Annotated in this window: 19 protein-coding genes; 11 read left to right on the forward strand and 8 right to left on the reverse strand. The window is 41.5% G+C overall.

Going from position 1 to position 26578, the window contains the following annotated elements; translation table 11 throughout:
* Window positions 1–10 precede the first annotated feature (10 nt).
* Complete coding sequence (locus PULV_RS21150; protein WP_193332593.1) at window positions 11–1816, forward strand: HAMP domain-containing protein; 1806 nt, start codon at window positions 11–13, stop codon at window positions 1814–1816.
* Complete coding sequence (locus PULV_RS21155; RefSeq protein WP_193332594.1) at window positions 1816–2154, forward strand: hypothetical protein; 339 nt, start codon at window positions 1816–1818, stop codon at window positions 2152–2154. The genes PULV_RS21150 and PULV_RS21155 overlap by 1 nt, the downstream gene beginning before the upstream one ends.
* A gap of 262 nt (window positions 2155–2416) precedes the next feature.
* Here the strand turns inward: PULV_RS21155 and PULV_RS21160 are convergent, their stop codons facing one another.
* The 3 genes from PULV_RS21160 to PULV_RS21170 all read right to left on the reverse strand — a co-directional run bounded on the left by PULV_RS21160 (window position 2417) and on the right by PULV_RS21170 (window position 7027).
* Complete coding sequence (locus tag PULV_RS21160; RefSeq protein ID WP_086743492.1) at window positions 2417–4432, reverse strand: methyl-accepting chemotaxis protein; 2016 nt, start codon at window positions 4430–4432, stop codon at window positions 2417–2419.
* A 115-nt stretch (window positions 4433–4547) separates the two neighbouring features.
* A complete protein-coding gene (locus PULV_RS21165) occupies window positions 4548–5306 on the reverse strand; it encodes a transporter substrate-binding domain-containing protein (RefSeq protein ID WP_176365155.1) in 759 nt (252 codons plus the stop codon).
* A gap of 104 nt (window positions 5307–5410) precedes the next feature.
* The gene (locus PULV_RS21170) at window positions 5411–7027 is read right to left on the reverse strand and encodes an NAD(P)/FAD-dependent oxidoreductase (RefSeq protein ID WP_086743490.1); all 1617 of its coding nucleotides are present in this window, start codon (window positions 7025–7027) and stop codon (window positions 5411–5413) included.
* A gap of 207 nt (window positions 7028–7234) precedes the next feature.
* Here PULV_RS21170 and fdxA point away from each other — a divergent pair, with 207 nt between their 5' ends.
* Window positions 7235–7558 (forward strand): ferredoxin FdxA, encoded by a 324-nt coding sequence (fdxA, locus tag PULV_RS21175; protein ID WP_086743986.1) that lies wholly within the window; start codon window positions 7235–7237, stop codon window positions 7556–7558.
* A 21-nt stretch (window positions 7559–7579) separates the two neighbouring features.
* Here fdxA and PULV_RS21180 read toward each other — a convergent pair whose 3' ends face one another.
* The gene (locus tag PULV_RS21180) at window positions 7580–8308 is read right to left on the reverse strand and encodes an RNA methyltransferase (RefSeq protein WP_086743489.1); all 729 of its coding nucleotides are present in this window, start codon (window positions 8306–8308) and stop codon (window positions 7580–7582) included.
* A gap of 263 nt (window positions 8309–8571) precedes the next feature.
* On the opposite strand from PULV_RS21180, the gene PULV_RS21185 reads away from it, so the two are divergent.
* Window positions 8572–10848: a TonB-dependent receptor domain-containing protein gene (locus PULV_RS21185; protein WP_193332595.1), complete on the forward strand. Its 2277-nt coding sequence runs from the start codon at window positions 8572–8574 to the stop codon at window positions 10846–10848.
* Window positions 10849–11201: 353 nt separating this feature from the next.
* Entirely contained in the window at window positions 11202–11582 is a 381-nt protein-coding gene (locus PULV_RS21190; RefSeq protein ID WP_086743487.1) for a DUF3192 domain-containing protein, read from the forward strand.
* Between the two features lie 78 nt (window positions 11583–11660).
* Here PULV_RS21190 and PULV_RS21195 read toward each other — a convergent pair whose 3' ends face one another.
* From PULV_RS21195 to PULV_RS21210, 4 genes are all read right to left on the reverse strand, one after another.
* Window positions 11661–12464 carry a DUF1338 domain-containing protein gene (locus tag PULV_RS21195; protein WP_086743486.1) on the reverse strand — a complete coding sequence of 268 codons (804 nt, stop codon included), beginning with the start codon at window positions 12462–12464 and terminating at the stop codon, window positions 11661–11663.
* A gap of 66 nt (window positions 12465–12530) precedes the next feature.
* On the reverse strand, window positions 12531–14003 hold the full coding sequence (gene astD / locus PULV_RS21200) for a succinylglutamate-semialdehyde dehydrogenase (RefSeq protein ID WP_193332596.1): 1473 nt from the start codon (window positions 14001–14003) through the stop codon (window positions 12531–12533).
* A 9-nt stretch (window positions 14004–14012) separates the two neighbouring features.
* Complete coding sequence (gene astA, locus PULV_RS21205) at window positions 14013–15035, reverse strand: arginine N-succinyltransferase (protein WP_193332597.1); 1023 nt, start codon at window positions 15033–15035, stop codon at window positions 14013–14015.
* 45 nt (window positions 15036–15080) lie between these two features.
* Window positions 15081–16286, reverse strand: a complete 1206-nt coding sequence (locus tag PULV_RS21210) for an aspartate aminotransferase family protein (RefSeq protein ID WP_193332598.1) — start codon at window positions 16284–16286, stop codon at window positions 15081–15083.
* Between the two features lie 192 nt (window positions 16287–16478).
* Here PULV_RS21210 and PULV_RS21215 point away from each other — a divergent pair, with 192 nt between their 5' ends.
* The 6 genes from PULV_RS21215 (at window position 16479) to PULV_RS21240 (ending at window position 26576) form a co-directional block, all read left to right on the forward strand.
* Complete coding sequence (locus tag PULV_RS21215; protein ID WP_193332599.1) at window positions 16479–16907, forward strand: Lrp/AsnC family transcriptional regulator; 429 nt, start codon at window positions 16479–16481, stop codon at window positions 16905–16907.
* A gap of 511 nt (window positions 16908–17418) precedes the next feature.
* Entirely contained in the window at window positions 17419–17712 is a 294-nt protein-coding gene (locus PULV_RS21220; RefSeq protein ID WP_193332600.1) for an isoamylase early set domain-containing protein, read from the forward strand.
* 20 nt (window positions 17713–17732) lie between these two features.
* Window positions 17733–19772 (forward strand): 4-alpha-glucanotransferase, encoded by a 2040-nt coding sequence (gene malQ / locus PULV_RS21225; RefSeq protein ID WP_193332601.1) that lies wholly within the window; start codon window positions 17733–17735, stop codon window positions 19770–19772.
* Window positions 19773–22010 carry a 1,4-alpha-glucan branching protein GlgB gene (glgB, locus tag PULV_RS21230; protein WP_193332602.1) on the forward strand — a complete coding sequence of 746 codons (2238 nt, stop codon included), beginning with the start codon at window positions 19773–19775 and terminating at the stop codon, window positions 22008–22010.
* Window positions 22010–24109, forward strand: coding sequence for a glycogen debranching protein GlgX (gene glgX / locus PULV_RS21235; RefSeq protein WP_086743478.1), 2100 nt, complete (start codon window positions 22010–22012; stop codon window positions 24107–24109). The genes glgB and glgX overlap by 1 nt, the downstream gene beginning before the upstream one ends.
* A complete protein-coding gene (locus PULV_RS21240; protein ID WP_193332603.1) occupies window positions 24096–26576 on the forward strand; it encodes a glycogen/starch/alpha-glucan phosphorylase in 2481 nt (826 codons plus the stop codon). Before glgX ends, PULV_RS21240 begins: the two co-directional genes overlap by 14 nt.
* The last annotated feature ends 2 nt before the right edge of the window (window positions 26577–26578 follow it).

Genomic DNA, 26578 nt, shown 5'->3' on the forward strand with positions numbered 1-26578 from the left:
AGGAACGAATATGAAAGTCTCTTTTGCGGTTAAACTGGGTATTTTAATGATTGTATTAATGACTGCTTTAGTTGGCAGCATTTTAGTGTACTTTTATCAATATTCGTTGCAAACGTTACACAATGATCTAAAACAGTCGATTGGCGATGTGACCCGTACGTCAGCATTTATTTTTAAAGAAGAAGAGCGCGATATTATTCATTCATTGAAGCAGCAGCTTCATGATGAATTGTCCGAAAACTACCTGGAGGCTGTGAATCAATTTAGCTTATTAGAAGAAGGCTCAACAGAGCTACTTCTCACAGAGCAGCAATCTCAAAATCTCCATAATACGCTTGATTTTCAGTACATTGTGCAGTTACTACGCCGAGTGCAAGAAGGGAGTCGAAATAGAATTCGCTCTCTTCAGTTGTTGCCACAAACTAATGTGTTAGATGATAACCCATCAAGAGCAGCTTGGGCGTATCTGATGGTTAAAGTGCCTAATGTGGCTCCTGAGCAGGCGTTAATCTTTTTAGCCGACTCTAATTATGAAAAAGATAACTTCTCTGAAGGAGGCAATCCAATCGGAAACCTCTATAAAGCCCCTGCATTTTTTACTCTGCCATTCAAAGGCCAAATAGGTGTTGCAGATAACTGGTATACCGATGAATTTGGTACAGTATTAACGGCTGTGGTACCAATAAAGTCAGACAATGGTGAGGTCATTTCTATTTTGGGGATCGATTATGATGTTGGTGCTTTTCAAGACCGTATTGAAAAACAAAAGCGCATTAGTTGGACTGCATTTGCGGTCTCTTTAGCCCTCGCATTTTTAATCACGGGCATTATTACCGCTTGGGTGTCTATCCCATTAACTAAGTTAAAATCTGGTGCTGAGCAGCTATCAAAACAAGACTTTAATCACCGCGTTATCATTAAAAGTAATGATGAATTTGGGGTATTAGCCAATACACTCAATCAAGTCAGCCAAACTTTGGGTGAGTTCACCAGTGATCTTGAGGCGATTGTTGCTGAGCGTACTGCTCAGCTTACTAAGGCAAATGAAAAAGTACAGCAATTAAATAGTATGCTTAGTGCTGAGAATAAGCATTTAGGTGCCGAAGTTGATAATTTATTAGTTTTACGGCAAAAATTTATGCCGCATATAAATAGCCAACTAAGAATAGGTGATTATGAATTAAGTTTAAATCACTTAGCATCTCGCAGTGTAGCGGGGGATTTTTGGCAAATAGTAACGGATAAAGAAGGTCAAAAATTACTCTTTTTTGGACAAGTTTCTGGAGGAGGGTTAGAGACAGCTTCCCTTACTTTGCAGATTCAAAGTTTATTGCAATATCAAAGTGGTAATATCGAAAGTAGGCTTCGCGGCGTGAATCAAATGGTGGTTGAGCAGAGCAAATTGTTAAAGTCACAGTTTTTGGTAAAACTGCAAGCCATTCAATTTGAAAAAGAGCAGCTCAAGGTATGGGGTCAATGCGAAGATCCTATTTTGTTTAACCAAGGCAGTGTCAAAGAAATCGAGTTATACCCGGATAATTTCGTTTTGGGAATAAACAATAAAATAGAATTAAAAGACCACCTTATTAAGTTGCAAAGTGATACACATTTGCTTCTCTATTCATCAGGTTTTAGGCAAGCTCTATTGAAACTTACCAATCGATCGCAAGACTTCAAAAACGGCTTAGAACTGATCCAAGCAAGTGAATTACGAAATAAAACAGCTCAACAACTTCTTGAGCAGTTTGGTGAGCAGCCTTGGTTTAGTGACTTTGCAAGTGATATTAGTTTCTTAAGTATTCGAAGGTTAAGTTGATGGAAATAGTTGATTTGAACTTTCAGTTTGATAAAAATAATAACAGAATTGTGTTTAATGCAGAGTGTCGATTATCAAGTATTTCTCAGCAAAAGGCTGTACATTCGCTACTACAATACTTAAGCAGAGAACATGTAAGCATGTTTACTCTTGATATGAGTGTGATTGAAATACTTGACTTAAGTGCAGAGTTATTCATTTATCAAATAGTAAAATTACTCAAAAAAAATAAAGATAAATTTTTGATTATACGGACTAATGATCAAAGCTATCAACAACGTAAACTGATTAAAAATATTCTTAAAATAGACCAAAATATTCAATTAGAATTTGTCTAGAAAAATTACAGCTATTTAAAACAGGTCAACAACCCGACTCAAATAAAAAATATTCTTAAACGAGTTGATATCAAGTATATGTTTGATTTATTAATTCTAAATATACAGCAGCTAGAAAACGGTCAGGGCCAAGGTAATCAGTTTTGACTACAACCAGTCTCTCAGGTGTTGTTTTGGGTTATGCCTTTGACTTGGGTTATCGGCAGAGAAAAATAAAAATGCCTGATAACAGGCATTTTTATGGATATCAAAATAGTGCAGGTTAATTCACTTTGAAGCGGGCCACCAATTGTTCAAGTTCTGAGACTTTTTCGTCTAACTCTTTGGCTGAACTTGATCCGATTTTTGTTTGAGCGACTGAATCATTAGCAATATCACTGATAGCGGTAATGTCACGTGAAATCTCTTGTGTAGCATATGATTGCTCATCACTGGCTGTGGCAATAGCGTGGATCATTGTATTAGCATCAATAGTTCGTTGAACAATTTTAGATAATGCTTCACCAGCTTCATTAGCCAGTTGTACACCAGCAGCCACTAATTCTGTACCATCACCCATCCGAGACACAGCTTGGCGTGTTTCATTTTGGATAGAGCTAATCAAAGTGCCGACCTCTTTTGTTGCCTTAGATGTGCGCTCAGCTAACCCTCTTACTTCATCGGCTACAACGGCAAACCCGCGACCTAATTCACCCGCTCTGGCCGCTTCGATTGCTGCATTAAGGGCGAGAAGGTTTGTCTGCTCTGCGATGTCATTAATGACTTTAATTACATCGCCAATTTCTTCACCTCGACGACCTAAACTATCTACAGTGCTAGCGGTTTCATTGACAACCTCAGCGATACGATTAATCCCATTGACCGTTTCTTGCATTAATCGGCCACCTTCTTGGGCTTCTTCACCTGCCTTTTGCGAAGTATTTGCAGCATCTGCACTTTGCGCGGCCACTTCTTTGACTGTAATGCTCATTTGTTCAACCGCAGCAGCAATAAGATGTGCCTTATCAGCCTGAGATTGGCTGCCTTGAACGACTTGAGAGCTGGACTCTTCAACTTGTGCAGTACTGGTCGCTACTTGATTCGCAACGTTAGAAATTTGCTTAATGAGATCTTTGAGTGAGCGTTGCATTTCATCAATGGAGCGGGATAAGCCACCTAATTCATCTGTACGGCTATCATTAATGAGCTCAGACGTTAAGTCACCATTTGCAATCGATTTTGCTTTGGCTGAAATAACATCGAGTCTGAATTTGATCATACTTGAAATTTTCCAGGCTATGGTAGAGCCCACTGCTAGCACAACAGCTGCGTTTATTAGTAACCATAAAATGACATTGTCGACATTATTATTTAAAGAGGTGAGAGCAGATGTTGCATCGACTTCTTCTTCTTTGGCTGAGTCTTGGAGAATTTTTTGTAATGGGGTCACTAACTCATGTTCAAGTGTATCTATTAATGCAATAGCAGCGGCTTTATGTTTTGGGTCATATTTCCCAAAAACTTCCTGTGCCGTCACTTTAATTTCTGAGTAGTAATCTTCAATTTTCTGGATATTAACTAATTCATTCGGTTTTTGTTCAAGTGGTTTAATTAAAGTTAAATAGGATTGAAAGGATTCAGAGTCATTTTTAAACGCAATTTTCGCATCAGGATCGCCAGCAATGTAAGCATTTAATGATGAAATCATATCACCTGCTTCATCTACTAATTCAAGGTAGTAACGTACGCCAGGTAAATCATCATTTAATGACTCTTGAAGATCTGTGGTTTTATAAGCATCATTAAATTCTTCTTCTTTCAATTGATCAAGAAGATTTTCCAGCGGCAGGCCAACATTTTTAGTGAGATCTCGGATTCGTTTTATCGCTGTTTGTTCTCGAAGGGGCGAATATTTAATAAATACTTCAGAGTCTAATTGTTTGATGTAACTGTTTGCCAATGATTCTATTTTTGCCATTTTGTCACGATCAGATTGCTTGGAGGATTCCAATGGTACTAATTCCGCAAACGCTTGAGTAAAAGCTTGTTTGTTTTGAGCAAAGGAGATTTTTTCATCTTCTTCACCATTTAAGTATTCGAGTGCATTCGTTTGAATCGTGCTAATTTTGTCAGACACGTTTAGGTAGGCTAACACACCTGGCACATCATCTTTTGCGATTTCTTGAGCGATTTTCGCAGATTCAGTGACGATTGACCAAACTATCAAGGCAAGAATAAGGGTAATGGCAACTATTGACCCAAATCCAAGGTAAAGTGACTGAGATACTTTAAGGTTCATATAGGGCTCACATGTATAGTTTGTTAATATTATCCATGACTTAATTGCTTTTCCATCAAGCTGAAAAATTCATGTTAAGTATGGACAAAAAACATTTTATTGCGTACTTATTAAATTAGTTCAAATTTTGCTGGCTGTAGTAGTTATCCAAAAAAGAAAGCCAGAGTGAGTCAGTTTGAATGTCTTTAACTAAAGGGTTAATAGTGCTTAAGACATCACTAAATTTTTCAGGAATTAAAATTCTTCTCGTATATTGATCATGAGGGTTAGTGGCATAAAAAAGTTGTCCTTGCCAGTCATTGCGTGCATTTAAATATAATAGAGTGGATTCACTGACAATCCCTGCATCGGCACGATTTTTTAAGACCATTTCGACGACTTCATATTCACCTACGGTATCTTCACGGACAACTTTTCCAGAATTTACTAACGGATCTATCCCAAAATATTTAAAGCCTCTAACCCCAGCTATACGGGTATTAAGAAGTGAATTAGGCTCTTGATAATCGATTGGTTTTTTTGTTGATGAAATGACTAAATCTCGGTCTTGGTAAAAAGAGTCAGACCACAAGTATACAGTTTCGTTTTTATCATTAAACCACATCGGGCTGACACCAATCACTAAGCCATCTAATTTTTTGTTGGATAAGTAACGGTCTAAGCGTTTTCGTGGTACAAAAACCGTACGAAATTCATACTTTTTTTGTTTGATATTAAGATAAGTTGCAAGATCATAATAAAGCCCTTTTTCGTTAGCGATATCCACTATAAACGGCGGCTTTAAATGATATGCGTACAAAGTGATAAGCTGTCTTTCAAGCGCATTTGCAGCGCTTGAAAATACAATAAAAACAATGAGTGCTATCCGTTTCACAATTGGGCTCAATGATAAATCATATAAAAAGGATAGATGAAAAACGTTACGAACGTAAAATTATCAGCCCTTTATTCTATTTATCAGTGCCCTATCAGATAGAACTAGGCCTGCGAACTGCTGCTTAAAATAGATAACGCTACGGCTTCTGCCACTTTAATACCATCAATACCAGCAGATAAAATCCCCCCAGCATAACCTGCACCTTCACCTGCAGGGAACAGGCCTTTAACATTGATGCTTTGATAAGCTTTATCTCGTTTAATACACACTGGTGATGACGTACGCGTTTCAACACCTGTCAATAATCCATCCGAGCTTGCAAAGCCCTTTATTTGTTTATTAAAAGCAGGGATCGCTTCACGTAAAGCTGCAATGGCATAATCAGGCAAGACATGTGATAGATCAGTCAATGTAATGCCAGGGGTATAAGAAGGTTGTACATCGCCTAATTCAGCCGACGTGCGTCCTTTTAGAAAATCGCCAATTTTTTGTGCGGGGGCGTTATAGTCGCTGCCGCCTAAAGTGAAAGCTTGTTTTTCGAGCTGACGTTGAAGCTCAATCCCCGCAAGTGGATGCCCTGGATAATCTTCATCAGGCGATATTCCAACCACAATGGCGCTGTTGGCATTACGTTCATTGCGTGAATACTGACTCATGCCATTGGTAACGACTTGCCCCAGTTCTGATGTTGCAGCAACCACTGTTCCGCCAGGGCACATGCAAAAACTGTAAACTGTCCGACCATTATCACAATGGTGAACCAGTTTGTAATCAGCGGCACCTAAAATAGGGTTGCCAGCATTGTCACCAAATCGACACTCATCAATCATCGATTGCTTGTGCTCGATTCTGAATCCGACAGAAAAAGGTTTTGCTTCCATATACACATCACGGTTATAGAGCATTTCGAACGTATCACGAGCACTGTGTCCAACCGCTAACACAACATGTTTGCTATGAAGGGTCTCACCATTTGATAGCTTGAGAGCGGTAATTTGATTATCAGTCAGCTCTATGTCGTCAACACGGGTGCTAAAGCGGATCTCACCACCCAGTGCGGTGATTTCAGCGCGCATTTTTTCGATCATATTCACTAATTTAAAGGTACCAATATGTGGCTTGCTTACATAGAGAATTTCTTCAGGAGCACCAGCGGCAACAAATTCGTTAATGACTTTTCGGCCATAATGTTTTGGATCTTTGACTTGGCTGTACAATTTACCATCCGAAAAAGTGCCCGCGCCCCCTTCACCAAACTGTACGTTTGATTCAACATCAAGGGTCCGTTTACGCCAAAAACCAAAGGTATCTTTTGTGCGTTCTCTGACCGCTTTACCGCGTTCAAGAATGATGGGTTTGAAACCCATTTGAGCAAGTAATAACCCAGCAAATAACCCGCAAGGGCCAAATCCGATCACGACTGGGCGTTCAGTAAGGTTATCAGGGGCCGTCGCGACAAATTTATAAGCTGTATCGGGGGCAATTTTGACATGAGGGTCTTTATGAAACTTTTCTAATAACTGAGCTTCATTATCAACGTCGATATCCAGTGTGTAGATAAGTAAAATATTGGACTTTTTACGGGCATCATAACCACGTTTGAACACGGTAAAGTTATGTAATGCAGATTCTTCAATATCGAGTTTATTGATAATAGCAAGGGGGAGCGCGCTATCATCGTGATCGAGCGGGAGTTTGATTTCAGTTAAGCGGATCATAAAGTCTCATTCATTAATGGTGTCTTAGCGTAAAAGTGTTTACGCTCACAATAACCCGCTATTTTACGTGAAGTCGTTACAGCTGTCATGGATGTTGAGTGTTTTATCAGTAAAAACACTACAACAGAGGGGGAGTGCGCTATTGTATTTTTAACCGGGATCAGTATGATCGTCCGCTGTTTAAACGTGAGTGAAGGCAAAAATAATATGGCATTTATCGTAGGCGATAACTGTATTAAATGTAAATACACAGATTGTGTTGCTGTTTGTCCTGTGGATGCATTTTTTGAAGGACCAAATTTTTTGGCGATCAGCCCAATTATTTGTATCGATTGCGGTCTATGCGAGCCTGAATGTCCTGCTGATGCAATATTTCAAGAAGATGCGGTGCCTGAAGATCAAAAAGAATTCATTGAGCTCAATGCTGAGCTTGCCGAAATATGGCCAAATATTACAGAAGTAAAATCAGCACCCGAAGATGCTGACGATTGGAATGGCGTTAAAAACAAAATCCACCTGATAGAAACATAAATAACAGACTCAATACTTTGCTTATGTTCTGAATATATTATCTAAAATAATTCCCGTGGCCATGGCGACATTGAGAGATTCAGCATGACCAAACGCAGGAATAGTGATTTTGTTGGTCACATGCTCGCCTGCTTCTTTTCCAATGCCATGAGATTCACTGCCCATCAGCAAAATTCCCGTTTGACTAAATTGAGTGCGATGGACATTTTCGCCTCCTAAATAGGCGCCATATATTGGTTGGCGGCTATTGGCTAAATAAACGGGTAAATCAACTTGTGTCACACTCACTCTGGCAAAAGAGCCCATCGTGGCGCTAATTGTTTTTGGATTATACGGATCGGCACAAGCTTCGCTGGCAATAATATGCTTAATGCCATACCAATCAGCGACACGAATAATGGTGCCTAAATTCCCCGGATCTGATACGCCATCCAGAGCAATAAGCCATTGGGAGTCGTTGGGTAATTCAGCGGGTGGAATGTTAACGACCGCGAGTGCCGCATTATTGCTGACGATAGTACTTGCTTTAGCAAGATTAGCGTCATCAGTCAGGGTGTAGGTTAAATTTGCGAGCTTAGCTTGATGTAACGTCGCAAATGCTTCTGTGACAAAAAGAGAATGGATCACTAAAGGCGTATCAAAGAGTTCCAGTACATTCTTTTCGCCTTGTACTAAAAATAATTGATGCTGTTTACGGTATTTTTTTTGCGCTAGAGAGCGGATGAGCTTAAGTTGATTTTTAGAAATCATGCATAGAGTCCAGATAAATTCCTAAGCAGTATATCAAGAAAAATACCCAGACAGAATGCGAAGAGAGAAAATTCTGCCAGCTGTTTTGATTGGTTTTTAGGACGCATCACATTTACAACACGCTGATTTTTTTCTGCTTTACCAATGCTAAAGGTTAGAGCGATTCATCTAAATATCAATATTTTGTCACTTAAAAGTCACAGTCAGCGTCTAGCATCGTTGCCATTGAAAAAGCTAACCTTCTATTTAAAAAGGAAATATTCATGGCCTGCATGCCAAAAATCCGTCCGTTACCTCTCTCGATAGCATTGATTCTATCTTCACACGCCGTGCTGGCCTCTTCAGATGAAATTGAAGAAGTATCGGTTATAGCCAAAAAAATATCGTATGCGAATCATCAAATAGATACATCAATGACTCAGCAACAAAACACGGTCAGTAGCGTGTTAGGCTTAATGGATAACCTGCCAGGTATTAGTATTAATGAAGGCGATGCATTTGGTGGCGATGATTGGTCGACTTCTATCACTATGCGTGGTTTTTCTATTGATGGAAACCAGCAGCAGCTGGGTATGACGGTCGATGGGATCCCAAACGGGGGGTCAAATTATGGTGGAGGTGCAAAAGCTAATCGTTACCTCGAAACTGAAAATTTGGCGACGGTCGAAGTGGGTCAAGGAACTGCTGATTTAGCGTCAGCGTCACTTGAAGCATTGGGTGGAACATTTAATTTTGTCAGTATTGATCCTTCTTCAGAAAAACAAACAACCATTGCCTATACGACAGGCGATCATGATGCCAGTCGCTACTTTGTCCGTCATCAAACAGGACAAGTATTGGGTCATACCCGCGCGTATATCAGTTATTCTCAAACAGATACTAGCCGTTGGATTGGCGAAGGAAGCAACGGAGGAACAACGAAACAGCATGCTGAGTTTAAGTTCATTTCTGATTTTGAACAGCTGAGTATCACAGGCCGATTATCTTTCGATGATGTTGAAGAAGATAACTATAACAGTGTCTCAATAGCGCAATTTAAACAGACCCCAGATTGGGATCAATTGACGTGGAACTGGACAGGTGTGCCGCATTTTGACCAGATGTTCGCAGAAGGTTGGTCAACACTTCGTGAAAATACCTTAGGGTATCTCAAATTTGACTATGCCTTATCAAGCACATCATCATTAACGTTTACTCCTTATTTACACAAAAATAGCGGCCGTGGTGATTGGATCCCACCTTATTTAGTCAAGGCCGTTGATGAAAATGGACTGCCAACTCATCAAGGTGGCAGTGTGCAAAGCAAATATGGATTTATCGATCTTGCGGGGAACGCGTTATCCCCTTCACAAGGGTGTGAGTCAAGTTATTCATGGCCGTGGGAGTCAGGTAATTTATTGCATAGTGCGTGTTACCCTGCAGATGCAGTGCCTGTGATGTCTTATCGCCATACTCATTATAAAAAAGACCGTTTTGGTGTCTTAGCGGATTACCAAGTAATGTTACAAAACCATGATATCAAAGTGGGATTGTGGTACGAAGATGATGAACGCACCGAATCGCGCGATTGGCATAAAGTGATTGATGCGCGAGTGTACCATCATTTTGATCAGACTCCTTATTGGACACAATATAAAAATGTGTTCAACACCGATACATTGAAATTGTATGTGCAAGATAGTATTAACTTTTCTGATTTTACGCTTAATTTAGGGGCGCAAAAATACATGGTTGATATTGAAAAACATGACCAATTTGGCTTAACGCCGTCTACTCGAGTAAACAGTGATTCTGATGTGTTATTGAGCGCGGGAGCCGTTTATCAACTATCCCATGAGCTGGAATTGTTTGCTGGGTTCAGTGAAAATTTTGCTGCAATTAAAAATGAAGTGCTCGAAAGAGACGCATCAACACTCACTGACATAGTCCCAGAAACAGCTGAAAATATAGACTTAGGAGTACGTTTTAGTAACTTAGATTGGCAAGTGAGTGCAACAGTTTATTCAATCGAATTTGATAATCGCATCACCTTTATCGCCCCTGGAAGCGACACTGGTGGAATTGACTATACCGTTGGAACAAATGGGCAGTATATCAATGTCGGTGGCATTGAGTCACAAGGTTTAGAGCTGAGTGCGAAATATCAGGTGGATCAGAACTTGAGTGTTTATAGTTCATATACAATGAATGATTCGACTTATATAGGGAATGCTCCAGGGTTTAACGCTGGAGACAAAGTCATTGATTCTGTAGATGATATGTTTGTTATATCGACAGACTACACTCAAGGAAATCTACGCTCAGGTTTATCGGCAAAATACACTGGCGAAAGAGGAGCTGCTGAAAGTTACACTGTGGTTGATTTCAATCTTGGATACAGCCAATCCCTTGAAGATGCGATGTTTGAATCAGTAGATATTGCCTTTGTAGTCAATAATCTTTTTGATAAACGTTATCTATCGACAGGTACCGGGACTGGAGAAACCTTTTTTATAGGTGGGCCACGCACCGCTACAATTACCCTTACAGCTAATTTTTAAACAAGTCATTTTCTACTTAGGCCAATGCTCACTGCATTGGCCTTAAATTTTACTTCTTCCCTTCTTGTCGACTAACGGTCAGTGAATCTATGATTTGTTGAGCAGTATTTGCTTAGAATGACTAAGCTACACACTGCTCGGGGCGATAAAAACGCTGTATCTCGAACAAAATTTAACCACGAAAGAATAGCAGCCCCTAGTGAAATAACTCAATTAATAGTGATTTTGACTACATTCTAAAGCTGCATCAAACACCGTTAACTCTAAGTGTATGTTTATAAAGATTATAAATAATGGCATCACCTTTGCTAGACTAGTCTAAGTTTTAACGTCTACTTATGGAAAAATGATAAATGAAAGTACGATTACTTCTTAGCGCATTGGCCGCTTCTACTTTATTAACGGGTTGTGTTGTTGCTGTTTCTGATGGCGAAGTTGATAGCCAGTGGGCGACTTCAAGTGCTAGTTCTTGGCAAAAAGAACATAAACAAAACCGCGATAAAATCGCTAATTTACAGTTGAGCCAATCATACCAAGCTGTTTTAAATACCATGGGCACACCGAATTTTTCGGAGTTTGTCACCAAAGATAACACTCATTACCAAGTGCTTTTTTATGCCACGCACAGCATTCATTCTGATGGTAAAATGACCAAAGATGAATGTACGCCATTAGTGTTTAAAGATGGGGAGTTGGTCGGTTGGGGCGAGGCTGCTTATAACCCAATCCTATAATTTTAAAGATAAAAAAATAGCGCCTGACAGAATTTGGCGCTATTTTGATTGCTTCAAGGGAAGTATATTTGAAGTCGTTTATCGAGCGTTGGTGCTCTCAAATATTTTATCGGCAGATGCAGCAACAAACCCAGTGTATAATTCGCCATTAGCCATCGGGTAACGTAAGGCAAACTCGTAAAAACAGCTAGGAACAGACATTGTTTGGTCGCTAAATTGCACGTCACAATCATCAGCCAGTGTAGAAGATTGCTCTAATAACACCTCTGGCGAGCCTTTAATTTCTCCACCTGATGTATTGAGTGCGAAACCCGCTTCTTTTAGGGTGTCATTCACCGTTTCTATGGTAGAAAAATTAGTTAATTCATTAATGTTAACCGTGAAGTGATTTGCGCGGTAACCCCATGCAGACATCCATGCAGCGTATTCACTTTCTGCCAATAATGATTTGTACGTCTCTGAATCAACTTGCCAATGTGTACCTGAATATAAAAAGTTATCTGCAGTCACGGCTTGTTGATCAATTTGATCCACCATGTTGTGAACAATGGCTTGTAGTTCAGGTGAGCATTGGTCAATCAGTAACTCAGAGATAAATACTTTAGGTTGCTTTGGATCACTATGTTCGAAATGCTTGGCATAGAGTTTTTTTGCTTCAAAATGGTATTCACCGCACTCTTTGTAACCCACAGCTAAAAAATGAGCGGCTAGTTTTTCTAAACCGACTTTTTCAATGTTGAATGTACGCAGCGCAATATGATCATTAATGATGTCATCTTGCTGCGTAGAGCCGAGTAACTCATGTACTTTGACAGCTGAAGGGGTGACAGCTAAATAGTTTTGCCAAAGATTGTCAAATAAAGCATTTACATCGTTATGCATAGTATAAAACCTTTTAATAAGGCAGGGCATCCCTACCTGATTGTTAATAACTTAATAGCATCGCTATTATTCTAGTGTTAAACCCGGCGCAAGGTTAGTCGGTAAACTGACAGAGGGCGCTTCGACCGATGAAACCGGATAAGCACAATAGTCTGCAGCATAAAAAGCACTCGCTCGGTGGTTGCCACTGGCTCCAATGCCACCAAATGGGGCCGCACTAGATGCACCTGTAATTGGGCGATTCCAATTAACAATTCCGGCACGAATACGTTTAAAAAAGTGGTTATAATCAGATTCTGAATCGGCTAATAAGCCTGCAGATAAACCAAATGATGTATTGTTCGCTTCGTCGATTGCACGATCAAAATCACTATAACGGTAAACTTTTAATAAAGGCCCGAAGTGCTCTTCATCAGGAAGTTCAGAAATAGCCGTGACATCAATGATCCCAGGTGAAACAAAGCCTGTTCCAGCTTGCAGATGACGCATTTCGATGATCGACTTTCCACCTAGCGATTGTATTTCTTTTTGAGCTGTAAGCATGCCAAGCGCTGCTTGCTCAGATATCATTGATCCCATAAAAGGCTGAGGCTCAGCAAATGAATCACCAATCATTATGTCGTTTGTAGCGCTGATCAATTTGTCTAAAATCGCATCGCCATTGGCATCATTAGCAATAAAAATACGGCGTGAACAAGTACAGCGTTGTCCAGAGGTAACAAAAGCCGATTGAATAATGTCATGGACTGCAGCAGACACATCCGCAACATCTTTCACGATAAGTGGGTTATTGCCTCCCATTTCTAAAGCGAGGATTTTGCCAGGGTGACCAGCAAATTGACGATGAAGCAAGTGACCAGTATTTGAACTACCAGTAAAGAATAACCCGTCAATTTCAGAGTTTCCAGCAAGTGCTTTGCCGGTTTCTAGTTCACCTTGTACTAGGTTGAGTACCCCAGCAGGCAGTCCTGCTTTTTGCCAAAGTTGCACAGTAAACTCAGCAACCATAGGGGTCATTTCTGATGGTTTAAAAACCACCGTGTTACCCGCTAATAGCGCAGGCACAATATGACCGTTAGGAAGGTGACCAGGGAAATTATAAGGACCAAAAACAGCAACGACGCCATGTGGTTTATGGCGAATAAATGCTTTTGCACCAGGCATCGGATTTTCGACCACACCGGTACGTTCTTGATTTGCTTTAATGGAAATGGCCACTTTACCAATCATTGCAGCCACTTCGGTGCGTGTTTCCCAAAGGGGCTTGCCTGTTTCTTTGGCAATAATAATCGCTAATGACTGAGTGTTGGCCTTTAATTGCTCAGCAAATGCTTCTAACACAGCAATGCGTTGTTCGAATGAGCGATCAGCCCATTCATAAAAAGCAGCGCGCGCTGCCAAAATTGCTTGATTAACTTGCTCTGCGTTAGCGCCTGCACCTTGCCAAAGGACTTCGCCATTAGCAGGATTGAGTGATTGAAACTGTGGCCCTAAGCCTTCAATCCATTGGTTGTTGATAAACTGAACAGGAAAACTCATAACTGGATCCTAGTTAAATTTGCAAAAGCGAACGAGATCGCCTGATGAAAGATTCAATGCATCAGCAATCGCTTGTGATACAAAAAGCGTCTGTGCGCTGGCATCGTACTGCACATTATTGCTGACTGTGGCTCGAAATTGCGCTATCTCATGATTACACACCGCAAAGGCATGTTCAGTTTCGACTTCTGCAATTTCAATGGGAGCGACGAGAGAATCTCTGACTGTTTTGATATTATTGATCTTCGCTTCGACAGTCGGGCCGGCATCAAACAGGTCGACATAGCCGCGGTGCTCAAAGCCTTCTTTTTCCAGCAATCTTAACGCTGGCTTTGTTTTGGTGTGAACTTGGCCAATAACCGCTTGAGCTTCTTGACTGAGCAAATTAGCGTAAATTGGAAATTTCGGCATCAACTCAGAAATAAACACTTTATTTCCTACTCCAATTAAATGATCTGCGGTTGGAAAATCGATACTGAAAAAATGCTCTTGTAACCATTGCCAAAAAGGGGAATGACCGTGTTTATCGGAAACGCCCCGCATCTCAGCAATGACAGTATCTGAAAAACGCTCAGGATGTTCAGCCATAAACAAAAAGCGGATACGAGACAGCAAGCGCCCAGCGTGCCCTTTACGGTGATCTTCGTGAAGAAAGAGCGTACAAATTTCGCTTGCACCTGTGTAATCATTACACATTGTCAGTGTTTCCACTGTATTGTAAACATTCAACGTTGGCGAATGATGAACTGTTTTACCACGGTGATAATGATAAAGCGGGACAGATAAACCAACCGAGGCTTCGATGGCGGTGGTTCCGATGATTTTTTTAGTTTGGCAATCTTCTAGTACAAAAAGATAACCTTGATCACCTGGCTGTGTCACGGCTTGTTTGAAGCTCTGCTCTGAGCGAGTGATTTTATTTAACAGGATTTCGTCGTTCACAGGCAGCGAGGTAAATCCATGGCCTGAATCGATGGCGATTTGCTTTAAAGCTGCAAAATCAGACTGTTGTATAGGGCGAATTACTTGCATTATTTGACTCTTATAAAAATGGGTGGCGTGACGCCACCCACACGATTAGCCATTTACCACGTGCGCAACCGCTTTTTCAAAACGTGCTAAGCCTTCGATAATGTCTTCTTTAGGGATCACCAATGAAGGGGTAAAACGGATCACGTCCATACCTGCGACTAGGCTCATTAAGCCTTGTTCAGTAGATGCAACAAGGAAATCGCGTGCACGTCCAGCATAGTCAGTATTTAACACGGCACCTAACAGTAATCCTTTGCCACGCACTTCGCTAAATACATTGTATTTTGCGTTGATGTTGGCTAAACCATCACGGAACATTTGCTCGCGCTCTTTGACACCTGCTAATACTTCTGGTGTATTGACGGTATCAAAGGCTGCTTCTGCAACTGCACATGCTAATGGGTTACCACCATAGGTCGAACCATGAGTGCCCACTTTTAAATGTTCTGCAATGTCTTTAGTTGTGATCATTGCACCAATTGGGAAACCGCCACCTAAGGCTTTTGCTGTTGTCAAAATGTCAGGTGTGGTTGCTAATCCTTGATAAGCGTATAAGTCGCCAGTACGGCCCACACCCGTTTGTACTTCATCAAAAATAAGTAAAGCATTATGTTTGGTACAAAGCTCGCGCACTGCTTGTACAAATTCAGCCGTTGGAGAAATGATGCCACCCTCACCTTGTAGTGGCTCCATCATTACCGCGCAGGTTTTATCATTGATCAAGGCTTCAAAAGCCGCTAAATCGTTATAGTCACAATGTGAGATGTCAGCTGGTTTTGGACCAAAGCCGTCAGAGTAAGCTGCTTGCCCACCGACAGTTACGGTAAAGAATGTACGACCGTGAAACCCTTTATTAAATGCAATGATGCCCGTTTTGTCTGCGCCATAAACATCAAGTGCATAACGACGAGCAAGTTTTAACGCTGCTTCGTTGGCTTCTGCGCCTGAGTTGGCAAAATAGACTTTATCTGCAAAGGTTGCATCAGTCATTTTTTTTGCTAAACGAAGTGCAGGCTCATTAGTCATTACATTCGATAAGTGCCATAACTTTTCGCTTTGCTCTTTTAATGCAGTAACCAGAGCAGGGTGACAATGACCTAAACAGTTGACGGCAATGCCACCAGCAAAATCGATAAATTCTTGACCGTTTTGATCCCAAACACGTGAGCCGCTACCTTTTACTGGAATAACAGCCGAAGGGGCATAATTTGGCACCATAACATCATCAAATAGTGAGCGAGTGACTTGCATTTTCATTACCTTTTTGTTGTCTAAGAGAAAGTTGAGGTGGTGCAATTAGTGTTCACACATAGTTGCAGGACAAACCTCAAGCACATCATTTTTGTTATTTATTCATTATCATCCCTAGTAATGTCAAAGTGCAGTGTTAAATTGTGAGTTTTGCTAGTATTATTTATCAAAATAACCATCTTAGGTTTCATTATGATAAGTGAACAAGATCAAACTCTCCTTTCTTTATTACGAACGAATGCGCGGATGAGCATTTCTGACTTAGCGCGAGCGCTTGGGGTGTCTCGTTCAACTGTACAAAATCGCATCAGCCGACTGGAGCAAACAGGTGTGATAAATGGCTATGTTTTAGAATACGGGAACCAATACCTCAGCGAGCAAGTGGCTGCTCATGTCTCCATTAAGGTCAAACAAAAATTAACCACCAAAACAAATTTAGAACTCAAACAATTGAGCCAAATAACGGCGCTTTATGCCATTAGTGGCGAACACGATTTAATTGCCATTGTGCAAGCTCAATCTCTTGAACAATTAAGCAAAATCTTAGACGACATTGGAAACTTGGATGGGGTAGAGCGAACGAACTCATCAGTGATTTTAGAAACAAAATTTAAGCGTTAATTTTTCAAATATGATTGTTATGTTTTTTTCATTGTTGCGTTACTGAAAAAAACACATGTAACGGATCACTTAGATAGAGATGACTGATTTAATGTCTATTTTTTAAGTTATTTTTTGTCAGAGGACTCATTTCAGAACAAACCAGTAACAAGTGTAAAAACATTATTGCAGGCATTACATTAAATAATTAAATGTTTTGATAAATATTATTTATTAGATGAATTTAGCATAGACGATCAGATTTACATTGTACCTATATAGGGCTACATTCTTGGTTCAAAAATTGCTCACTGCTTATTGAGCTATTGATTTAACGGTTTTTTTAACACTTTACGCACTAACATGGTGCGTGCACACATTTTCATGCACTGTCATGATCCGTAAATAATGTTGTGGTTAGATAACGTTAATCATCTCGCGGTTATTTTGCTTACATCAGCCTGGCGTGTTGTAGTATCAGAATGGTTTTTGTAGCAAGGAATTAAGCTGTTTGTCTATTAGGAGCCTGACAATGTTAACTAAGCGTTTTTTCAAAACAAAAGCAGAAGTCACCTTTGAATTAAGTGCCTCAGATGCAAAACAAGTCGCCTTGGTGGCTGAGTTTAATGATTGGCAGCCTCTGCCAATGAAATTTGTCAAAAAAGAAAAAGTCTACCGTACCAAAGTACGCTTACCCCTTGAGCAACAATTTCATTTTCGATACCTGATCAACGAAGAAACATGGGAAAATGATCATCAAGCAGACGCATATTTGCCCAACTCATTTGGTAGCGAAAACAGCGTTGTGTCGACTGTGCAATGCTAATTTGCAGGTAGAGATAATCTATGGATGTGATTGAGCAATCTTTATACCTGCACGGTATTGGTCTTAAATACAATGGCTACAGTGGTGAAGAAATAACATTTGAGCAACCGCTCAGAGAAGCGGTACTTGGCACAATGTTAACGGATAATACTCCACCACTGGCTGATTTAAATCATCAATTGGATGTGGCTCCTTGGTTTGAGCTGATCGATAAAACAGTTTTTTGTCAGCAACACACAGGGTTAGTGACGGTTAAGTTGTCTCCTCAATCCTTAGGGCAACCTCTTTATTGGCAGGTATTTGATAACGATCAAGGTGTGATGGCCTCTGGCGAGGCACTCTGTACAGAAACATCTGTGTGTGGTGATTATGTTTATCAAGAGCGCCGCTATACTGCTCATGAGATTTGTTTGGGCAAATTACCGTTTGGGTATTTCCAATTACAGGTTCAATGTTTGAATCAAGAGGCGACTGCTCAATTAATTGTTTATCCTGAGACGGCCTTTAATCAAGAAGAGGCGAAATACTGGGGGCTGTCATTACAGCTTTATAGTGTGCGCAGTGAGCAAAATCTCGGAATTGGAGATTTTCATGATTTAACGCACATTATCAAACAGGTTGCAGCTATGGGCGCTGGGTACATTTTACTCAACCCTTTACATGCGTTGTTTGATAATGATGTCGACAGGGCCAGTCCTTACAGTCCTAATGATAGATTGTGTTTAAACCCGCTTTATATTGATGTGCTCAGCTGTGAAGATTTCACCCATAATGAACAAGCGCAAGCGTTGTACACAAGTGAAGACTTTCAACAGGCTTTACAGCAAGAAAAAGCCGCGACTTATATTAACTATCACGCTGTTGCGAGCGCTAAAACAACGTTGTTTAAATTGATGTATGCTCAGTTTTTGCAGCAGGCTTGTGCAATTCGCCAACAAGCATTTATGCAATTTTGTCAAACCCATCAAACAGCTTTACAGCGTTATGCGAACTGGCAAAAGCAAAATATCTCCGATCCTGCGTATCAAGATGATGATTTTTCATTTTACTTGCAATGGCTGGCCTCTTCGCAGCTTGAACAGGCTCAGCAATTATGCAAAGACCTAGGAATGAGCATAGGTTTGATCCGTGATTTAGCCGTCGGATGCGCAGCAGATGGCAATGAGGCACTCAGTCAATCGTCACTGTTTAATCAAGCGGTGAGTATTGGCGCGCCCCCTGATCCTTGGGCTGAACAAGGACAAAATTGGGGGTTACCTCCTATGGATCCTAAGCAGCTTAAAGGGAGTCAATATCAGCACTTCATCGCGTTAATACGGGCCAATATGCGCCATTGTGGTGCACTCAGAATTGACCATGTAATGAGTTTATTGCGTTTGTGGTGGTGTATTTTAGACGGAGAACACCAAGGCAAAGGCTGTTATGTCTATTACCCATTCGAGCAATTACTGGCCATTTTAAAATTGGAAAGTCAATTAAACAGCTGCGCAGTGATAGGAGAGGATTTAGGCATAGTCCCACCCGAAATTTCTCACGCGCTGCGTAATGGTCAAGTTTATTCGAACATCTTGTTTTATTTTGAAAAAGACCACCAAGGGCAGTTTTCTCGTCGGCAAGATTTAAAACCTCATGCACTATTAATGATTGCCAATCATGATGTCCCAACATTTCGGGCATGGTGGCACTATGATGACTTGGCACTGCGGGCACGTTTAGGATTATTTGATTCAGCCACCTCACAACAGCAGGCGGAGCAAGCACGAGATGAAGAACGCCAGCGGCTAATCGCATGGCTAAGGGCCGAAGATCCGCAAATCACTGTATCTCTAGAGGATGATCACCAAACCATTTACAGCAAGCTGGTGAGGTTATTGGCCCAATCGCCTGTGCAGCTTTTTACAATTCAATTGGATGATCTCGATAACTGCGATTTACCAGTCAATATTCCTGGTACTGATAAAGAATACCCAAATTGGCGCAGACGTTTACAGCTCGACATTCATCAACTTTTAAATAACAACCAACTTTTAGCGTCATTGCCAAAGTTAAGGGATTTATAAATGAAAGAAGCAACTATCGCTAAGACACCAGTCAAGCACGCACAATTTGCCCAACAAATTGAGGCATTATCACATGGGCTGTTTCATGATCCGTTTTCATTTTTAGGCCCACATCAAGTATCCGCGGATGCGTATCAGCTGCGTGTCTACCTTCCTGGTGCAATCACAGTCCACTATGTGGCTAAAAGTGGTAGTTATCAATATACCCAAATAGCGGGCAGTGCGTTATTTATCTTAGATTTAGCTGTGAACGATTTTCAGTCTGATTATCAGCTGAAAATTGAGTATCCGCTTGCGACTATCACACAAGCTGATGAGTATAGTTTCAGTAGCACATTAGATTTACAGGCCATGTATTTATTTAACGAGGGCTCACTGGAGCAGGCGTATTTGCATCTAGGTGCGCACTGGCATACTTGTAATGCAAAGACTGAAGGGGTGCGTTTTACGGTTTGGGCACCGAATGCACAAAGTGTCAGTGTGATTGGTGAATTTAACGATTGGCAAGTTTGCCGTCACTTTATGCGTAAACACCCCGCATCGGGTGTATGGGAAATTTTCATTTCGCAGCTACAAGCGGGTCAAGCCTATAAGTTTAGTGTGGTAACAGCGCAAGGGGATCGTTTAGAAAAAGCCGATCCGTTTGCCTTTGCCATGGAAGTTCCTCCGCAAACGGCCTCAATTATTCCTCATAAAGGCATGTTCAGAGCAGCCAAAACGGATAAACAACGATTACAAGAGCAAGCGCGAAAGCAGCTGCGCAACGCCATTGATGCACCTATCAGTATTTATGAAGTGCATGCAGGTTCGTGGATGCGTGTACCTGAAGAGAATAATCGCTATTTAAGCTATCAAGAATTAGCGCACAAGCTGATCCCTTATGTGAAATCACTCGGGTTTACGCACATCCAACTTATGCCAATTAGCGAGTTTCCATTTGATGGTTCATGGGGCTATCAACCTGTAGGCTTGTTTGCACCAACCAGCCGTTTTGGCACATTGGCTGATTTTGCGCACTTTGTCGATGCGTGCCATAAAGAACACATCGGTTTATTAATTGATTGGGTGCCCGGGCATTTTCCAAGTGATGCCCATGGTTTGGCTAAGTTTGATGGCTCACATTTATTTGAACATGCGGATAAACGCCAAGGTTACCACCCTGATTGGCATACCCATATTTACAACTATGATCGTGCCGAAGTGCAAAGCTTTTTATTATCGAACGCCATGTATTGGTTTGATAATTTTTCTATCGATGGGTTACGTGTCGATGCTGTTGCTTCCATGCTGTACCTTGATTACAGCCGCCAAGAGGGTGAATGGATCCCAAATCACCATGGAGGTCGTGAAAATTTAGGTGCCATTGAGGTGCTAAAACAAGTCAATCAGCGCAGTTATCAGCGTCATCCCGGCATCATGATGGTCGCAGAAGAATCAACAGCGTGGCCTGGAGTCACCCAGTTTACAGAGCATGGTGGATTGGGTTTTGGTTATAAATGGAACATGGGCTGGATGAATGATTCACTTCATTATATGCAACGGGATCCGCTCTATCGAAAGCATCATCATAATGAAATGACTTTTTCGTTGGTGTATGCATTTAGCGAAAATTATGTCTTACCGCTAAGCCATGATGAAGTGGTGCATGGTAAAGGGTCATTAATCAATAAAATGCCAGGAGACGATTGGCAAAAATTTGCCAATTTACGCGCTTTTTATGCCTATATGTGGAGCCATCCGGGTAAAAAATTGTTATTTATGGGCGGTGAATTTGCACAATATAACGAGTGGGATCATGATTCCTCGTTAGATTGGCACTTACTCGATTTTGCCCCGCATAAAGGGATGCAACAATTAATTGCGCGTTTAAACCGAATTTATCGTGCTACACCTGCGTTATACGAAAAAGACAATCACCCCAGTGGATTTGCTTGGTTAGATGGACACAATAGCGAGCAGAGTATTTTTAGTTTTATCCGTTATGGGAAACTGAGCCAATCGCCGGTCATTGTGGTAAGTAACATGACACCTGCGAGCTACAAGACATATCGGATTGGTGTGCCAGAAGCGGGGCAGTACGCGGTGTTACTTGATACCGATAATGTCGAGTTTGGTGGTTCAGGTTTTGCTAAAAGTACCGTTTACTCGACAACAAATAAGGCATGGCAAGGTCATCAGTGCAGTATTGAAATAGATCTACCTCCTTTGGCGAGCGTTTACTTAATTAAGGAAGCGTGATGAGTAATGTGTTTGAATTTACTGCGGGTAAGCCTTACCCCTTAGGCTCGACACTTAGTCCACAAGGGGTTAATTTCGCTGTTTTTTCAGCCCATGCAACACGGGTCGAATTGTGTTTATTTGACGCAAGCGGTCACAGTGAAATCGCGCGCTTGCCTTTAATCAAAGGTGAGCAGCATATTTGGCACGGTTTAGTGTTGGGTGCAAAAGCTGGGTTACTGTATGGTTACCGTGTCCATGGCCCGTATATGCCCGAGCTTGGTCATCGATTTAATCCGCAAAAATTATTAATTGATCCCTATGCACGCTCCTTACAAGGTGAGTTTAATTGGTCAAATCTGCATTGTGTTGAGTTACCTGAGTCGTTAGTCGACAGCTCATCCGTGCGTGAGCTCGACAGTGCATCCGATACGCCTAAATCTAAAGTTATCGGACTGACACCTTACGATGGCATTAAGCCCGCGATTTCGTGGCAAGAGACCGTGATTTATGAATGTCATGTTCGTGGTGCCACGCTCCAACATCCTTTAATTAGCTCGGTTAATCGTGGCAAGTTTTTAGGTCTCGCTGAACCTGTGTTTATTGAACACCTCAAGTCATTGGGGGTGACAACCATTGAGTTATTGCCCTGCCATGAATTTATTAGTGAGCGTTTTTTAGTTGATAAAGGGCTCAGCAATTATTGGGGTTACAACACGCTTAACTTTTTTACTCCGCACCGTGAATACTTGGTTGATAATGATGTGAGTGAATTCCAATCAATGGTTAAAATACTGCATCAACATGACATCGAAGTCATTATTGATGTGGTGTATAACCACACCGCTGAAGGGAATAGCTTTGGGCCCACATTATGTTACCGAGGGCTCGATAACAGTAATTACTACCGCCTTGATACCCAAAACCCTCGAAATTACATCAATGATACCGGTTGTGGCAATACGATTAATATCAATCATCCCCGTGTATTGCAGTTGATCCTCGATAGTTTGCGTTATTGGGTGCAGATCATGGGCGTGGATGGGTTTCGCTTTGATCTGGCACCTATCTTAGGGCGTCAGTATTCTGGTTTTAAAACTCGTCATGCCTTTTTCCAAGCCATCAATCAAGACCCGATTTTAAGTCAGGTCAAATTGATTGCTGAGCCGTGGGATATTGGCCCTGGAGGCTACCAACTCGGTGGATTTCCAATTGCATGGCGAGAATGGAATGATAAATACCGCGATACAATGCGCCGTTTTTGGCGTGGGGATTCGGGGTTGTTGCCCGAGTTTGCACAGCGTTTACATGGCTCTAATGATTTATTTGAACACAATGGCCGCGGGCCGAGTGCCAGTATTAACTTCATTACCGCCCATGATGGCTTTACTTTGGCCGATTTAGTCACGTACGAAAATAAACATAATCTCGATAACGGCGAAGATAACAAAGATGGCCACAGCGAAAATTATTCTGCAAATTATGGCCAAGAAGGACCTTGCCACGATATCGATATAACAGCGATGCGATTACAGCAGCAGAAAAATTTACTGTTAACGCTTTTGTTATCACAAGGGATCCCGATGGTATGCGCGGGATCAGAAATGGCGCACTCCCAGCACGGGAATAATAATGCTTATTGTCAAGATAACAAACTCAATTGGCTCACATTTGATAATCACCATTATGCTCATCCATTACATGCATTTATCAAGCAATTAGTGGCAATCCGTTCGCGGTTTTTAGTGTATAAAAAACAAGATTTTTTACATCATAACGACCCTGATTTTGCGCTCACGTGGCTAAGTGCTCATGGTGAAGCAATGAAAGCCGGGGATTGGACCAACGAATCGAATCAACAATTGGGTTATTTGATTGAGCCACGGGCATCAATCAAACAACAAGATGCATTATTGATTTTGTTTAATGCAGCCAATGACACACATTTTTTTCACTTACCAGCACGCGATTCTATCCAATCATGGCAGCTATTGTGTACCACAACTGCTGTAAAAGAATTGCGCGCTGATTTTACCTCATCTGACACAATCGCGGTCGCAGCTAAAAGCTGTTGGGTTTTGTCTGCTGTTATACAGGAGCACGTCGATGGCACAATCTGAAAATAAAGTTTGCACAGTGAAGAGTTGGCAAGAAGGGCCACTTATTGACGAAAGCACACTGCAAGAAGATCTCACTCGGCATTTTTATTATACCCTTGGCCGAGATATGGTCGGCGAATCGCGATTATATTTATATCATGCGTTAGCATTAACGATCCGCGACCGGTTAGTCGCCCGCTGTCGTACAACTCGTCAACAGCGCCAATTAAGCCCAACCCGACAAGTCGCTTATTTGTCGCTAGAGTTTTTAATGGGAAGAGCGCTGGGTAATGCAGTCCTTAATTTGGATTTAGAAGAGAACGTGCGTCACGCAGTACAAGAATACTGCACCACCTTAGAAGAAGTCGCCGAAGCCGAACACGATGCCGGTCTTGGTAATGGTGGTTTAGGTCGACTAGCAGCTTGTTTTTTAGATAGTTGCGCAACCCTCGGTTTACCCGTAATTGGCTATGGGATCCGTTATGAATACGGCATGTTTAATCAAAGCATTGAGCAAGGTCACCAAGTCGAACACCCTGATAACTGGTTACGTGAAGGGCATCCTTGGGAGATCACAGCTCCTGAAAATACCCGCCGGATTAAGTTCTTTGGTCATGTTGAAGTCTATCAAGACAAACACGGTCGTAAACACCACCAATGGGTCAATACCCAAGATGTGCTGGCTGTACCTTATGATGTCCCAGTGCCCGGTTACAAAAATGAAGTGGTCAATACACTGAGATTATGGAAGTCAGAGGCCACAGATGAGTTTAATTTGTCTGAGTTTAATGCGGGTAGTTATACCGAAGCCGTCGCTCGTAAAAACTTAGCAGAACAAATCACTATGGTGTTATACCCAAATGATTCGAGTGAAAATGGTAAAGAGCTGCGACTGCGTCAACAATACTTTTTATCATCGGCCAGTTTACAAGACTTATTGGCAAATTGGGTAGCGGGTCATGGCGAGGATTTTAGTGAATTCGCACAATATAATGTATTTCAGTTAAACGATACCCACCCGAGCATTGCAGTGGCAGAGCTGATGCGTTTGTTGGTCGATGAGCATGATTTAGATTGGGACGCAGCTTGGCATATCACCACGCGCACCATGGCGTATACCAATCATACGTTATTGCCTGAGGCACTTGAAAAGTGGTCAGTCAGTTTATTTTCGCGTCTCTTACCACGGTTGCTTGAAATCATTTATGAAATCAATGCCCGCTTTTTGACCGAAGTGGCCTGTCAATGGCCGGGTGATATGCAAAAACAACGCTCGATGTCATTGATTGAAGAAGGGGCACACCCTCAGGTTCGTATGGCGTATTTAGCCATTGTCGGCAGCTTTTCGGTCAATGGTGTCGCGGCCTTGCATACAGAGCTGTTAACGGGTGGACTTTTCAATGAGTTTTATCAACTGTGGCCTCATAAGTTTAATAACAAAACCAATGGCGTGACACCCAGACGTTGGCTTGCCCATTGTAACCCTGAGCTGGCAAAGTTAATCGGGTCAAAAATTGGCGACCAATGGGTTGCACATTTTGCAGATATCGAAAAAATCAGACGTTATTACGACGATAAAGCGTTTCAAACACAGTGGCTGAGCGTTAAACAACACAATAAACAGAAGTTGGTCGACTTAGTGAAAGAGGCCTGTGGCGTTGAGTTTGATGTCGCGATGATGTTTGATGTGCAAGTCAAACGGATACACGAATATAAGCGTCAATTACTGAATATCCTTCATGTTATTTACTTGTACGAACGGATTCGAAAAGGCGATACGGCCAATCTAACTCCACGTTGTGTGTTACTCGGTGGCAAAGCGGCACCGGGCTATTTTATGGCCAAATTAATTATCAAGCTGTTTAATAATGTCGCAGAGGCCATCAATAATGATCCGCTCGCCAAACCCTATTTAAGGGTCGCGTTTTTGCCTAATTATAATGTCAGCGCAATGGAAGTGATTTGCCCTGCCACTGATTTGTCTGAGCAAATATCCACAACAGGTAAAGAAGCATCGGGTACCGGCAACATGAAATTCATGATGAATGGAGCTGTCACAATCGGCACCTTAGATGGTGCCAATATTGAGATCAGAGACGCCGTAGGTGTTGAGAACTTCTTCTTGTTTGGTGCAAAAAGCGATGAATTAGCTGCTATTCGCAGCACCTATAATCCAAATCAGATCATCCAATCTAACCCGGCGCTGCAAGAAGTAATGGAGCTACTGGAAAGCGGACATTTTAACTTATTTGAACCGGGGTTATTCCAACCGATCATCGATTCAATCAGAGATCCACACGACCAATGGTTAGTCGCCTATGATTTTGAAAGCTACATTGAAGCCCAGCAAAAAGTCGAATTAGCCTATCAAGACAAAGAATATTGGACACGATTGAGTATTTTGAATACGGCCGCAAGCGGTGAGTTTTCAAGCGATCGCACTATCTTACAATACAGTCAGGAAATCTGGCAATTAGCGCAACAGTAATG

The organism is Pseudoalteromonas ulvae UL12 (assembly GCF_014925405.1).
Classification (GTDB): Bacteria; Pseudomonadota; Gammaproteobacteria; order Enterobacterales; family Alteromonadaceae; genus Pseudoalteromonas; species Pseudoalteromonas ulvae.